Origin of the sequence: Persicobacter psychrovividus, from assembly GCF_036492425.1 — a bacterium.
In the GTDB taxonomy this organism is placed as follows: Bacteria; Bacteroidota; Bacteroidia; order Cytophagales; family Cyclobacteriaceae; genus Persicobacter; species Persicobacter psychrovividus.
Genome location: NZ_AP025293.1, coordinates 172,418 through 188,209 on the forward strand (window position 1 = coordinate 172,418; position 15,792 = coordinate 188,209).

8 protein-coding genes are annotated in these 15,792 nt (G+C 46.9%); 6 read left to right on the forward strand and 2 right to left on the reverse strand.

All coding sequences use genetic code 11. The annotated features are described in order from the left end of the window. Positions 1-16: 16 nt before the first annotated feature. The 6 genes from AABK40_RS14515 (at position 17) to AABK40_RS14540 (ending at position 10,134) form a co-directional block, all read left to right on the forward strand. A complete protein-coding gene (locus tag AABK40_RS14515; RefSeq protein WP_338398410.1) occupies positions 17-2,986 on the forward strand; it encodes a SusC/RagA family TonB-linked outer membrane protein in 2,970 nt (989 codons plus the stop codon). An 8-nt stretch (positions 2,987-2,994) separates the two neighbouring features. Continuing rightward, positions 2,995-4,479: a RagB/SusD family nutrient uptake outer membrane protein gene (locus AABK40_RS14520; RefSeq protein WP_338398411.1), complete on the forward strand. Its 1,485-nt coding sequence runs from the start codon at positions 2,995-2,997 to the stop codon at positions 4,477-4,479. 106 nt (positions 4,480-4,585) lie between these two features. Then, positions 4,586-6,316, forward strand: a complete 1,731-nt coding sequence (locus AABK40_RS14525; RefSeq protein WP_338398412.1) for a SusE domain-containing protein — start codon at positions 4,586-4,588, stop codon at positions 6,314-6,316. Between the two features lie 143 nt (positions 6,317-6,459). Continuing rightward, positions 6,460-7,902: a glycoside hydrolase family 30 protein gene (locus AABK40_RS14530; protein WP_338398413.1), complete on the forward strand. Its 1,443-nt coding sequence runs from the start codon at positions 6,460-6,462 to the stop codon at positions 7,900-7,902. Between the two features lie 41 nt (positions 7,903-7,943). Beyond that, positions 7,944-9,413, forward strand: a complete 1,470-nt coding sequence (locus AABK40_RS14535; protein ID WP_338398414.1) for a glycoside hydrolase family 30 protein — start codon at positions 7,944-7,946, stop codon at positions 9,411-9,413. Between the two features lie 289 nt (positions 9,414-9,702). Then, positions 9,703-10,134 carry a hypothetical protein gene (locus AABK40_RS14540; protein ID WP_338398415.1) on the forward strand — a complete coding sequence of 144 codons (432 nt, stop codon included), beginning with the start codon at positions 9,703-9,705 and terminating at the stop codon, positions 10,132-10,134. Between the two features lie 16 nt (positions 10,135-10,150). On the opposite strand, the gene AABK40_RS14545 is transcribed toward AABK40_RS14540, so the two are convergent. After that, the gene (locus AABK40_RS14545) at positions 10,151-14,092 is read right to left on the reverse strand and encodes a hybrid sensor histidine kinase/response regulator transcription factor (RefSeq protein WP_338398416.1); all 3,942 of its coding nucleotides are present in this window, start codon (positions 14,090-14,092) and stop codon (positions 10,151-10,153) included. A 274-nt stretch (positions 14,093-14,366) separates the two neighbouring features. Next, positions 14,367-15,770 (reverse strand): SusE domain-containing protein, encoded by a 1,404-nt coding sequence (locus AABK40_RS14550; protein WP_338398417.1) that lies wholly within the window; start codon positions 15,768-15,770, stop codon positions 14,367-14,369. Positions 15,771-15,792 lie beyond the last annotated feature (22 nt).

A 15,792-nucleotide genomic window follows, 5' to 3' on the forward strand; every position in this document is an offset into this window, starting at 1 on the left:
AAACCTATTATATCTTATGGAGATGATTACCATAAAAGCACCAAATTTTTTGCGGTGCATAGCGGCGTATTTATTTCTTACGCTTTTATTTGCGCCTTCTTTACTTAGGGCTCAATCGAAATTAAACGGAGAAGTTACCGACAATAATGGGGAAGCATTACCCGGCGTTACAATCCAGAAAATTGGCGATACGGAAGGGACCATCACTGACATGAACGGGAAGTTCACCTTCCCTGTAGTGCTTGAAGTGGGGGACAGTCTTCGTTTTTCATCCATCGGGATGAAGACAAAAACAGCAGCTTACACGGGTCAGCTTTCATTAAAAGTGAAAATGGAAACCAGCGTCATCGGACTCAACGAGGTGGTGGTTATAGGTTATGGCACACAGGCGAAAAAAGATGTGACGGGCGCGGTTGCCATGGTTGGCGCCGAGGATATGAAGGCCCGTGCCAATACCCAAATTGGTGCCCTTATTCAGGGAAAAGCACCCGGTGTTCAGGTGTTGTCCAGCTCGGGAAAGCCTTCTGAAGGTTTCCGTATTCGTATTCGTGGGACGAACTCGATTAACGCTGGCAGTGAGCCATTGTATGTAGTAGATGGTGTACCCACACAGGACACCCGCGCGCTGAATCCGGCAGATATCGAAAATGTTACGGTACTGAAAGATGCTTCTTCAGCAGCAATTTATGGCTCGCAAGGCTCCAACGGGGTGGTTTTAATCACTACAAAAAGAGGAAATACCGACCGTCCGCAAGTTACATTTGACACCTACGCCGGTGTGGCGGAAGTGTGGAAAATGCAGAAAGTGCTTAACGGTGAGCAATACCGCGACCTGATGACGGAGATGGGGCAGAATACCGAATGGGATAAATATCAGGAAAATACCGACTGGCAAAACAAAGTTTTTCAAAAGGGTTACAGCCAAAACTATCAGGTATCGGTTTCAGGAAAAAGCAATAAAACCAACTATTACTTTTCTGGCGGTTACCTCGATCAGACCGGTGTGGTACGCACCTCGGAAATGCAACGGGCCAACTTCAAGATCAACCTCGATCAGGAAGTTACCTCATGGCTGAAGGTCGGTACAAGAATGGCCTATACGAGCTATTCAGATGTGGATGTCAAGGACAACCTCGATGTTAATCAGGGAGGGGTCATTCTGGGGAGCCTTTCTACGCCGCCCATCATCGGTGTGAAAAATCCCGATGGCACTTATACCAGTAACCCCCTTCAGAACTGGGAAAACCCTTTGGCACATACCGACGCCCCAGTTCGTGGTTACAGTAATCAGCGCATGCTGGCCAATGTGTATGCCGAATTGCAGTTGGTAAAAGGGCTGAGCTTCCGTACGAATTTTGGTATCGACAATAATAATGATGTTTACGATTACTTCCTGGATCCTTTCAGCACCAGCTATGGCCGTGCACTCGAAGGTCAGGGGATTAACTCAACAAACAATAATGGTTACTTCACTTTTGAAAATATCCTGAAGTACAACACTTCCATCAAGAAACATCAGCTCGACTTCCTTGCCGGTTCAGTCATTCAGAAATGGAACTGGGAAAGCACCCATATCGAACGACGTAAATTCTCGGGAGGAAACATCCAGACGCCAAACGCAGGTGCTGTCATTACTGCTGCCGATGCCCGCAAATCTGAAAAATCCAATGTCTCTTTGATGAGCCGGGTAAACTACAGCTTTGCCGACCGCTACCTGCTAACGGTCAACTTTAGAGCTGATGCATCAAGCATTTTCGGTCAAGACCAGCGTTGGGGGTATTTCCCTTCTGCCTCGGCAGGCTGGCGAATTTCCGAAGAGGCCTTCCTTAAAGATGTACAGGTGATCTCTGACCTAAAACTTCGTGCAGGTTGGGGTATTGTAGGAAATGACCAAATTGGTAGCCCTTATGCATCTCGCGGACTGATCGGTTCTTCCAACAATGGCTATCCTATTGGCGGAAGCTCACAGCCGGGCACCTACCCTTCATCGCTGGAAAATCGATCCCTGAAATGGGAAGAATCTGAGCAGATAAATGTTGGACTTGACCTGGCCCTTTACAATGGTCGCCTGAGAGTTACAGCAGATGCTTACCAAAAAGATACCCGCGACCTGTTGCTACAAAGTCCTCTGCCTACCAGTACCGGTTTCAACAGCGCATGGCGCAATGTTGGGCAACTGCAAAACAGGGGTATTGAGTTTAACATCGGTACACTGAACATCGACAAAGCTGTAAGCTGGAATACTGATTTCAATATCTCTTTCAACAGAAATGAAGTCATCTCCCTGGTCGATGACATGTACGAAGGACAAATTGCCGGTCGTGGTGCCGCAATTCTTGTACAGGAAGGTTTGCCGCTTGGTAGCATTTATGGCTATCGCTATGCGGGCGTAGATCCAAAAACAGGAAACGCCTATTACCTCACCAAAGAAGGTGAAACGACCTTCACCCCTACCCCCGAAGACCGGGAGATTATTGGTGATGCCAACCCTAATTTCATCTACGGGATGACCAACACGGTTAGCTACAAGGGCTGGAGTTTGATGATGTTCATTGAAGGGGCGCAGGGACGCGATATGCTCAACGCTACCCGATTTGATACGGAAGGCATGACGGACCCTAAAAACCAGACCTCAGCGGTATTAAGACGATGGAGAAAAGAAGGCGACATTACAGACATCCCGAAAGCATCATGGGGAAATCGTGACAATTCAAGAATTTCCGACCGCTTTGTGGAGGACGCCTCTTACCTGAGAATTAAAGCCCTGACTTTAGGCTACAACTTCCCAGCATCATGGCTCGACCCTGCAAGTATCTCAGGACTGAGAGTCTATGTTACCGGAGAGAACTTGTTCACCTGGACAAACTACTCAGGCTTTGACCCTGAGGTGAACGCCTTTGGCGGAAGCAATACCGTTCAGGGCATCGATTACGGAACTTTCCCACAATCGCGAAGCCTGATCATTGGTCTTAATGTAACTTTTTAAACTTCCTGATGATGAACTTAAAACCTATTAAATCATATCTTTTAGGATTGTTGATCGCTTTTTCAGCATCCTCTTGTAACGATTTCCTGGAGCTCACTCCAATCTCCGAAGATACCGTAGAGAACGGGTACAATTCCGCTCCGCAAATTGAGGCGGCACTCAACGGTGCTTACGAGTCGTTTCAGACCACCGATTACTACGTATGGGACAACATCCTTTTGGGTGATGTTCGGTCGGATAATTTCTATGCCGGAGGCGATAACCCTGAAGTATTCGAATACGACCTGCTCACGACCTCCCCAACCAACGGGCGGGTAAACAAAGCCTGGAGTGAAATCTACAATGCCATTCTGAAAGCCAATGTGGTTTTGGAATATGCCCCAAAGGTGGAGGATCCAAAATTATCCGAGGAGCGTAAAAATCAGATTTTGGGCGAAGCCTACTTTCTCCGTGCTTATCACTACTTTAATTTGGTGAGGTTATACGGTGGCGTACCTTTGGTTTTGGAGATGACGAAATCCGCTGATCCGGAAAAGACCAACCTGCCACGTGCCGCTGCCGAAGACGTTTATGCTCAGATTGCGACAGATTTACAAATGGCCATTGACATGCTCCCTGAGCGTTATGAAAGTGCCATGATTGATAAAGCACGTGCGACAAAAGGGGCGGCGGCAGCTCTTGCGGCAAAGGCCGAAGCACAAAGCCCTAACCGCGATTACAACAAGGTGCTGAAGTACATCGAAACGGTAGAAAACAGCGCAGCAGCCTATAAGCTCATCGACTTTAACCACCTGTTTGATGGTGGGCATTTCAACAATGAGGAGTCCATTATGGAGGTGCAGTTTATTGAAGGAACCGACGGAAACTGGGAGCCACAAATGAACCTGCCGAAATCAATCTCTGGCGACGACTGGCGTAAGTTTGTAACCCCATCCCATGATTTGATCAATGCCTATGATGCCCAGGGAGATGATATCCGCAAGAACAACACGGTACTTTTCGAGGAAGTCAGCTGGTCGGATGAATACTGGTTCAACACCCCAAACAGCAGCATTCCCTTTGCTTACCGCAGAAAAAATGCCAGTGGCTGGGCAAGTGCTGACCGTCAGTATATTTTACGCTACGCGGACGTGATCCTGCTGAAAGCCGAAGCCTTCAATGCGCTGGGCAACATCAGTGCTGCCGCTGCGGAGGTCAACCAAGTCCGTGCGAGGGTAAACCTGCCCGAACTTACCGCTGATGATATGTCAAGCAAGGAAAATATGAATGCGGCAATCTTGCTGGAAAGAAGACTGGAATTTGCGCATGAAGGTCAGCGTTGGTACGATTTGCAGAGATTCGGGAAATTGGTTTCTACCATGAATAATTTGGTGGAGATTGATCTTCGCACAGGAAAGCCTACTGCTTACAACATGACCGAAGCCAAAGTATTACTGCCAATTCCGCAAAATGAATTGGACAGAAATGCCGCTTTGGAGCAAAATCCGCTTTAATAATTTTCAGGCAGGGCATGATTTATATTCATCTTTTCTCTGGTTCAAGCCTCCCGCCTGAACCAAAGAACCGCCCTGCCCTTTTCACAACCCAAGATTATCAATCATGAGAAATCATATCATATATATTTATTTCCTCGCCATGACCATGATGCTGTCATGTACGACAGAAACCATGGATCCGGTAGGTAACTGGGACCTCAGCAAGCCTGTGGCTACAAGCCCAAAAGCCGACAGTAAAATTGTCCTCAATGAGGAGACCCCAAACACGGCGATCAATTTCAGCTGGGAACCCGCAAGCAATACCGCTGGCTACGGCATCACTTACAGCGTAGTGCTCGACACCGCAGGAAGTAGCGATTTGTCCCACCCAATTTTGGCCGTAAAATCTGGCAATGCCGGCACGGACCTTTCCCTGAAATTAACCCATAAGGAAATTGACGATGCCCTCGCTCTTGCAGGATTTCCGGTAGCAGCTGAAGCCAAAATTGCCTGGTATGCCGTGGCTTCTTCCCTGTCCAAAAACAGCATGGACAGCAAGGCCATCACCTTTACGCGATTCGTGAGTGAAGAACTGCCTACCGAATTATTTATCGGTGGTACAGCAACAGAAGTTGGAGAACAATTGGCCAATGCGGCAAGCCTGAAAAGACTGCTTGAAGCAGACGGAAATCCTGGTTATCAATTTGAGGTTTATCACCAACTCAATGCCGATGAAGCCTTCTTCTTTTACAATAGAAATTCCGCGCCTGCCGTAGCATTCGGTGGTGCTGATGGCACGCTTGAAAAAGGGGGCAACGGCATTACAGTGGCAGAAAGCGGTGTGTACCGCATAAAAGTAGACCTTGAAAGCATGACTTACGATTTGATGAAAGTCGAGCACCTCTCGGTGGTTGGTGATGCGATCGAAGGCGGATGGGGCGGAGACGAACCAATCGCCTATGAAGGAAATGGCGTTTTCAAAGGCAAAATAAACATCTTACAGAAAGCAGGTTTTGTGTTCCGTCTGAATGGCGACTGGGATTACCTGATAAAGCAGGTGGTCGGTACAGCGAATGAGCTGGTCATGGAAAATGACGCAGAGGGCCAGGGTCTTGAATTTATGGATATTCCATTCGATGCCAAGGGCGCGTTTATATTTACGGTAGATCTTTCGGGGGACGGATTCACCTATACTTATGAACGTGACCCTAACGGCGGAGACCCAATGCCTGCACCAGACAATTTGTATTTCTTTGCGGATGGTGTGAAAGTATTTGAATTTACCAAAGACGAAAACACCTTCACCGCACCACAATATATTGCAATGCAAACAGGGGTGAATTATACCATCAATGCTGCCGAAGATGGCAGTGGCGACGGCTATTCTATCCTGGAAATGATCGGCGAAACGCAAACGCCTGAGGCGGACTGGGTGAATAAGGGCATCACGCTGATTCCTGATGAAGCCAACATGACTGTCGCAAGAGATCAGGCATATATGCTCGAGCTGGATTTCTCGGTATCCAAATTCAATTGGTCCTATTACAACCTCAAACTGTTCCACTGGGATGATGCCAACAGCGGATGGGACGACCGTATTGAAGCCGTGATGACCTACTCCCACCCTTTCACTTTTAGGGTAACAACTGACCTGAGTGCCAATTTCGATTCTAAAATCAACTCCCCATGGGCCATTCAGTTTGGTGCTCAGGATGGGAAGGAAGGCGAGCTTTCTGGTACAGCGGTGAATGGGGGTAACAACTTCCTGAACATTACCAAAGATGGCAGTTACGAAGTAAGTATTGTAGTGGCTGAAGATTACCAAACAGGTCAATACGCCTTCACAGAACAATAAGGTGTAAAGTATTTTCGCTGGCACGACCATGCAAGATCAGAACTATCGCGAGGGGTTCTCTCGTGATAGTTTTTTAAATCTTGACAAAACCCAATACTGGCGGCCACTGAAAATATCCCTGCACTACCCCAATTTTTAATGATATGAAGAGGAGAAAGATGAATTTGTTTTTAAGTTTTTTATTGTTCAGCTGTTTAAGCTATGGCAATTTTGGCTGCCAGAAGGATGAGCCAATAATATTGCCGCCGCCACCAGAAACCTTGTCGGTAAAATTTTACCTCAGCACCCCTGACCAAACCAATCAGTTCAGCCCACAGGAAACAGGGATTGATATTGCCAAAGACAATAATTTTCAGACCATCAACATTCATGCAGAGGAGCGCTATCAGCAAATGCAAGGCTTCGGCTATACCATGACCGGGGGGAGTGCGATGCACCTGATGAAAATGTCGGCAGGAAAAAGAAAAGCCCTTTTAACGGAACTTTTCGATCCACAGGAAGAAAATGCCATCGGTGTTAGTTACCTGCGCCTGAGTATTGCCGCATCGGATTTGGACGAGAAAGTATTCTCCTACAATGACCTCCCCGAAGGGCAAACCGATGAATCCATGAGTCATTTCAGCCTCAAGGAAGACCAGCGATACCTGATTCCAGTGCTTAAAGAAATTCTGGAGATCAACCCAGAGATCAAGTTTCTCAGCTCTCCGTGGTCGGCGCCGATATGGATGAAAACCAACAAAGCCTCCAAAGGCGGTAGCCTGCTGCCCGTTTTTTACGATGCCTATGCACTGTACCTGCAAAGATATGTGGAAGAAATGGCAAAAAATGGTATTGACATTGACGCCATCACGATTCAAAACGAACCGTTGCATCCTGGAAATAATCCAAGTATGTATATGGAGGCGGAAGATCAGGCAGCCTTTGTTAAGCAAAGCCTCGGCCCTGCCTTTGAACGCGCCGGACTGAAAACCAAACTGATTGTCTATGACCATAATGCCGACCGTGTGGATTATCCAATGGATATTCTTAAAGATACTGAGGCCAATAAATATGTTGCAGGAAGTGCATTCCACTTGTACGCCGGCGACATCAATGCGCTGGAAGGTTTGCATGCTTCCTTTCCTCAAAAGTCCCTCTATTTTACAGAACAATGGGTGGGTGCTCCGGGCGATTTTGCGGCAGATTTGCAATGGCACACCCAAAATGTGACCATCGGGGCAAGCAGAAACTGGTGTGAGGTGATCTTGGAATGGAACCTGGCCGCCGATGCCAACCTGGAACCCCACACTGAAGGCGGTTGCGATCAGTGCCTTGGTGCACTGACCATCAATGGCGATCAGGTCAGCAGAAATCCCGCCTACTATATTATTGCACATTTATCAAAATTTGTGCGTCCCGGGGCTTACCGCATCAACTCCAACACCTCGAATAAGCTGCCCAATGTGGCTTTCGAAAATGAAGATGGAAGCGTGATCCTATTAGTGATGAACAACAGCCAGGAAGAGACACACTTTAATGTAGCAGTAGGTGGCGAATCCTATGTTACCAGCCTGCTGCCCGGTGCAGTAGCCACTTATGTCTTTTAAATGATCCAGACAAAATGCTCATTCAACTTAAACGATTTAACATGAAATATCCTAAATTATGGGCTGCCCTGTTGCTGTGTTCAGCAGTGATTGGCTGCCAGCCCAAAGAAAATAAATCGACCCTTAATGCTGCCATCAAATTCAAGGTGGCAGGCAAAACGGCCAAAGTTTATACCACCGCTCAAAAGTCCGATCAGCGATTGGCTTTTGAAGGCGAACAGACCTTCAATACCGAGCCGCAACCGCTCGAGGCGAGTGTCAATATCTTTGTAAACCCCCAAAAGCAATTTCAGGAGTTTATCGGTATTGGTGGCGCAATTACCGATGCCTCTGCAGAAGTACTGGCCAAACTCCCTGAAGACAAGCAGCAGGAGTTACTCAACGCCTATTATTCTGAAGATGGTATCCGGTATTCCCTCTTGCGAACCACAATCCACAGTTGTGATTTCAGCTCCAACAGCTATACCTATATTCAGGAGGGGGACAAAGAACTGAAAACTTTCAGCATTGAAAAAGACAAGCAATTACGATTGCCGACCATCAAGCGGGCAATGGCCACCGCCAAAGAACCACTGATGATCTACGCGAGCCCGTGGTCACCTCCTGCTTTCATGAAAGACAATAAAAACATGCTGCAAGGCGGGCACCTGTTGCCGGAATATTACGATAGCTGGGCAAAATATTATGCCAAATTTATCAAAGCCTACGAAGCGGAAGGCATCCCACTTTGGGGAATTACCATTCAGAATGAACCGATGGCCGTACAGCGATGGGAGTCTTGTATTTATACCGCTGAACAAGAAAGAGACTTCCTGAAAAATCACCTCGGGCCGGTCCTTGAAAATGAAGGACTTGGAGATAAAAATATCGTGGTTTGGGACCATAACCGGGACCTGATCAACCAACGGGCCAATACCATCTTTGAAGATCCCGAAGCAGCGAAATATGCCTGGGGAACAGGTTTCCACTGGTATGAAAACTGGGCAGGTGGAGAACCGATGTGGGGCAACCTTACCAACCTGTCGGAATCATTTCCTGATAAGAAATTGCTCTTTACGGAAGGCTGTAACGAAGCTTTTGACCCTCAAAAATACCAGTTCTGGGGCAATGCTGAACGCTATGGAAAATCGATGATCAATGATTTCAACCGTGGAACTGCGGGATGGACCGACTGGAATATTCTTTTGGATGAAAATGGCGGGCCAAACCATGTAGGTAACTTCTGCTTTGCCCCCGTTCACGCAGACACCAAAAAAGGAAGCCTGATCTTCACCCCTTCCTATTACTATATCGGTCATTTTTCTAAATTTATCCGACCAGGTGCCAAACGAATCAGTACCGTTTCCAGCAGAAGCCACCTGCTGAGTACGTCCTTCCTGAACAAGGATGATCAAATGGTTACCGTGGTAATGAACCAATCCGACATGGATATCGATTATCATTTGTATATTGAAAACCAGGCCATTGATCTTAGCATCCCTGCGCACGGCATTCAGTCGGTAATATATTAAATAGTATTTCCTTCCCTGAAAAGGGAGAAAAATAAGCATCAGCCTTTTGCACACCGCAAAAGGCTGATTTGTTTTACCGCCCAGCCAACTTCATAGCGCGATAACCGATTTACACTCCCCGCAAAACCTGTTTGAATTTCTGCCTGCTGTGAACCACAGAAAATCAAGTAAATTTTGAGGTGTGATTCATGAACTCGCAGCACCTTGAAACCATTAAAAACAGCTGGCCTGCCTATGAGATCATCTTTAAGTAATCTATATTGGGGTTGTTAACCACCACCTTTTGACAATGACTGTTTTGACCATCACACTTGGGGTATTTTTAATTTTTGAAACCCTCAATATTATCCTGTTGTATTTTTTCCCAGGTTCTACCAAAGGCAATGCTTTGGGGGTATTCAAGGCCTATGAGGCATCGAAACAACATCCGGAACTGCACCGGCTTATTCGTTACCTGATCAATTGGGTGGCGGGCACAAAATTAATTTTTGTGGTGCTGTTGCTCGTGATTCTCATTGCCGGTGATTCGGAACTAAAACTGCTCAGCATGGCAGCATTGATCATCACCATCACTACTTTCTTTTGGCGGATGTATCCGATGATCCGCCAAATGGACCGGCAGCATCAACTGACGATCCGTGGCTATTCGGTAACTTTGGGCAGGATGATCGGCCTGCTGATTGCCGGTTTTGCACTGGCTTTATGGTTATCGATTCAGTAGCGCCGGTTGAGCGCCCTTACTCCCCTTGTTTGTATTTTGATGGCGCAAGGCCGAAGTAGGCTTTAAAGCTTTTTGAGAAAGTGGATCGGGAAGAAAAACCCACCGCATACATAATGTCGGTGATATTGCCTTCATTATTGCGAATCATCGCGCCTGCCTTTTCCATACGATAAACAGTAATCAGTTCCTTGGGTGTTCTTCCGTCAATGTCCTTCACCTTGCGGTAGAGGTGCGTACTGCTGATGTTCATTTTATCGGCGACCAACTGTACATTTAAGGTTTCCTCGCTGAGGTGTTCCTCAATAAAATGTAAAACCGTATGCATGAATTCATAATCCTGATTATCTGCAGGGTCTACGGTTGGTATGGGCGATTGGGATTGCGATTGCATAAAATCACGCACGGCCTGATCTTTCCGTAAAATCCGCTTGATTTTCTCTTTCAGGAACTGTAAATCAAAGGGTTTGGCAATAAAGCTGTCGCCACCCACAAGCACACTTTTCAGTTGGTCCTCCGGGGCTCCCTTAGCCGTGAGAAACACAATAGGAACCGCCTGTAATTCGGCGATGTTCCGTATTTTTTCGCATGCTTCAAAGCCGTCCATAATTGGCATCATTACATCCATCAGAATAAGGTCGGGCAGAATTGTTTTGGCCTGCTCCACCGCCGACAGCCCATCGTATGCAAAATGCAGTTCATAGTCCGCCTTCAGGGAAAGGGACAAAAACGAAAGAATGTCCTCATTATCATCGACCAGCAATAATTTTTGTCCCATTGGTTTTTCAGTATTTGGCATTACCGAAGTGCCTGCGGGCTTGTCGGTGCGAGTGTGCGTCTGCTTGCTCAGCTCCACGGGCAGACGGAGACTAAAACAACTCCCTTGCCCCTGTTCAGAGGTAACGGTCACGCTGCCCTGCATCAATTGGACGAACTGCCGAACCATCGCCAGGCCTATACCGGTACCTTCCGCAACACTTTTCCCCTTCTCGGTCTGGTAAAAGAGGTCGAAAATTTTTGCCTTCTGTGCTTCCCCAATCCCGATGCCATTATCCGTAACGGTCAGGGTAATTTGTTGGTCCGCAGGCTGGGCAGAAAACCCCAGAACAACCGCTCCCCCCTGTGGGGTGAATTTCATTGCGTTCCCCAATAAGTTCAGCAGGATGGTTTCGAGCTTTTGGGTGTCGAGGGCACAAAAGAAGGTCGGCAGGTTTGTGTCGAGTTTCAGCTGAATTTGCTTACGATCGGCCAAATGGGTGAAGGCCTGCAAGAGGGTCTGTAAAAAAGCCACCAGCTCTACGGGAACGGGTGTTAATTGCGCAACGCCACTTTCAACCATCTGATACTCCAAAATTTGCGAGCTTAAACTTTGCAGCCGGTCAATGTTTTTAAAACTGATATTGAACAACTCCCGCTGTTGATCATTCAGGGGCAATTCATGCACAATACTGCGCAAAGGAGGGCCGATGAGGCTCAAAGGAGTTTTAAGTTCATGGGAAATATTGACCATAAAGGTCTGCCGGTTTTCAAGGTCCTGCCGGATATGTTGCTGATTTAGCTGCGCAATTTTCATGGCATTTTTCAGCCTTTCTTCCCGCAGATAGATGTAAATTCCTGTTCCTGCCAACAACAGAAAAAGGAGGAAATATCCCGCCAATGCAGGTACGGACTTCCACCATGGAGGCAAAATACTCAGCTGAATGACCATCGGTTTGGTGTTGGTAATCCCATATTGATTATAGCTATTGATGCTCAGCTGGTATTTCCCCGCCGGCAGGTGGCTATATGCAATGGCATTATCTCCATCCTTGAGAATATGTGCCCGCTGGTCAAGAGGCGCAAGCTGATAAGTAAAAGTCTGATTAGCCGGATTGGTAAACATAAAGTTACTCAGCTCAATTTTAACGGAAGACGCGTCGTGGTGTAGGGTGATGTTCCGGTGATCATTAATTTCCGTGGTTCGGGCATGGTCCATTTTACCATTAATTTTCAGCCTACTAATTTTCAGCTGCGGAATTTTGTTGGGATAATTCAGTTGGTCGATATCAATGGAAAGGTAACCATTTTTCCCACCGATATACATCATATTATCGGGGCTGATAAACGCACAATTGGCATGAAGATGTACCGCCGAATACACCTGCACCAAAGGAAAAATCACACAATGGTCGGCTTCCACTTTGAAAAAAACATGGGCGGTGGTCCCCCAGAGTCCCCCCTGCCGGTCTATCGCCAAATTGATGATCGGCATGGGCTGTGGCAAAGGGTAATGAATAATTTTCAACAGGCGCTTTTGGTGGAGGTCAAACTGGTAAACCTTCCCTTCGCTGCCAATATAAAGGCAATTTTTATGGGCAATTCCGGCAAAGGTTACCGGAACATCGGCCAGTAATTTGTTCAGCCATTCAAGCGGCTGAATCTGCCCATCAATATATTGGTAATAGGCATGATCATGAAAAATCAATTTTGATGATGGCGTTGCTATGAACTGCGCGCCGGAATAATCTCCGATCTTTTTAAAAAGGTGCCTCTGCCCCTTTTGAGCGGAAAACACCCCTCCCTCCCACGCACTGACGAGCTGTTCCTGTGCCGTGATCATCAGGTCGGCAATGTAATTGGACTGCAAGCCATTTTCCTTTCCTGCCCGAATGGATTGCATATGTTCTGTGGCAGGATCCCAGATATTGATGCCGGCAGAGGTGCCGATCCACAGTTGATCAGCTGGCGACTTCCTGACCACATTAACCTGATCGAGATTCAGCCGTGCCCTGCTGTCCTTCTCCGCCGTGAGGTATTGGTGCTCGTGGGTGGCAAGGGTTTCACTGATGAGCCCGTGTTCTGTGGCCATCCACAATTTACCACTCATCAGGGCCATGCTTTTGATGTGGTTACCACTTTTAATCCCGTGGTCGGAATAAAATACCGGATGAAACCGAATGGCCGGATCCTGTTGTTGAAGCAAGCCGATGCCGTCGTCAGTCATTAGCCAGATCATCCCATATTTGTCCTGAAAAAGGGCACGGATAATATTGCTTGGCAGGCTGTGTAATTGCTCAGGATCATGATAAAAGGATTGCACCTGACCGCTGTTCAGGTCTAATATATTCAGCCCAAAATCTGTGCCCAGCAAAAGCTTGTTCTCCAGCGGAAGCATGGATTTTATCACCTCATTGCTTAATGCCGAATTTTTCTGATTGTAGTAGGCCAGCTCATGCCCCGCTTCATCGAGAATACGGAGGCCCGTCTGTGTACCGACCGCTACGGCTTGTTGTTTTTTGTAAATAATCGGCAAAATGCTCAAAATAAGGTCATTGCCGATAGTCGTAGCATTTTTCAGGATTTCCTTCGGGAATTCTACTTTTTCCCACAAAGCATTATGATAAATAGAAAGGCCGTTATATGTACCAACCCAGACGCTATTCTGATCGATGTTAGCCACACATCGCACGGTATGATGTGGCAGGTTTTGGGTCAGGTTGTTTCGAAGAAGTTTCCCCTTTTGAAACTGATAGGTGGCGAGTCCTGTATTGCTACCGACCCACAGTTGGCCTTGCTGATCCAGCATCAGGCTTCGCACCGCCGCTTGTTTGGAGGCTTCAACCCTGCAAATTTTTTCCTGCTTCAGGTCGAGGTAAGAAAGGCCGCGCCAGGTTCCAATCCACAGGATATTGCGGCTGCGGTCGTAGTTGAGGGCACTGATGCGGTTGCTCGCCAGTTGTGGGTATTGGCTTTTGCTGAAGGTGCGCACCGAGTAACCATCAAATTGGCACAGCCCCTGATCGGTACCCACCCAGATAAAGCCCTGCTCATCCTGCACAATAGAATTGGTAATGGCTGAGGGAAAAGCACTTACATTAAGCTGACTGATATTGACCCGCATCCGTTGCTGAGCAGCAATTGGTGCGGCCGTATTCAAAATACAGGACAAAATACAGGTCAAAATAATCAGTAATTTTCTCATAATATATCCGTTCCGAGGGAGGGCAAAATTAGCCTAATAAAGTGGTATTCCCACTGTTTTATATCATACAAAAACCCGCCCCTATATAAGGCAGGTTTTTGGTATTCATATTCATCAATTTAGACCTCATGATCTTCCGTTCAGCAAGCCATTCCTTGCTGACGGTAAGTGAAATCGTGCTTCTTGATCAATATTTTTTGCGTTCATTACCTTATGGCAAAAGGCCGTGGCATCGAAGGGCTATCGGTTTGCCCTTCGGTTTTCTGCGCTGCAATTATTGCTTCAGCGTGATGGTTTTTTCAGTGGTATTAATAATAACCGTTTGCGTGGAGGCATCATCAGAAGCATAAGTGAAATTCCCATTGTCCTGATAATCCTTTAAAAGATCGGTACCGACGATCGTGAAGCTGTTGGCATCCACGAGATCATCCCAGTTATCCAGCACTTTCAGAAATTTGAATTTTTCCCATGCGGAAAAATCCACAGAAAATTCAAACAGACCATCTTCGGTTTCAGCAATGGCGCCATTCGGGTCAGGTGTCCAGCTGTTTCGGTCGCCGACCAGATACAGCACTTTGGACACTACCACTTCTTTTTCCTCCAGCTGAATGGTATTGGCCTTCAAATCTACGGTAAATTTATAGATAGCGCCCTCAGCCCCCGTGTATTCGAAATGATTATTGGCCGATTGTACCAAAGGACTGTTGGCAAGGATGGTCAGTTTGGTGGCATCAATAATGTCGGTGCCTTCCAAATCTGCTTCAAAGCTAAATTGCTCCCCTTGCTTCATCGTGAATTCGCCTTGAAACACCTGATCGGTAGCCGGAAGCAAAACTTCAGACCGATCATCTTCCCCAAGCTTATCCCCTACTTTGAATAATTTAGTGATCGTAGGGTCCGTCGCCGAAATTAAGGTAATGCCAATGCTTTGTTCTTTTTGGTTATACACCATTTTGTAGCGGCCATTTTCACCGGCAAGATCAAAATTGGATTCATTATCCACCAGCAGATCCGGGCTTGTGATTGTCGTGTTTTCCGTGCTAATCTCGTTGTCCCAGTCCCCTTTTTCAGGCAATAATTTGAACTTCTTGCCTTGCTGAAGATCAAATTCCCCTTCAAAAATACCCGGCTCTTCTTCACTCAATGTCAGCGAATAATCATCCCATCCATTGCTGTCACCCACTTTATAAATCACTTTTTTCTGTGATGCATATGGCTTCACAAAGCATTGGTGGATGTTGGGGTCAAGTTGCAAAGAAGATTCCTGAGGCATGCCTGTATCATCAAGCATTTCGCTTTTCAGCTGAAAGAAAAGCTGACCGCCGTCCATCGAAATTCCCGATGCCAAGGCGACAGTATTCAGTGTACCGACGGTAACGACTACCGAAGTTTCCCCACTTACCGTGAGTAAGGGCTGAGGATTTTCAAAGCGATCATTCGTCGCTACTTCCACCGTATAGCTCACTTCCGTAGGCACCCCATAATCCGCTTTCGACCAGCTGAGGGTTTCAAAAGGCGTTTCAGCCTCGGATTTATTAAGGGTGTATGCTTGCTGAAATTCATTTTTCAGAATGGCAGGCGACGGATTTTCAGCGAGTTGCTGCAGGTTGTCCTCTTGTTGGCACGAGGCGGTCGCAAGGACAAAGAAAACGCATAGAATGTTAAAAAATGTTTTCATATAAAGATCGTTTTAGAAGAAA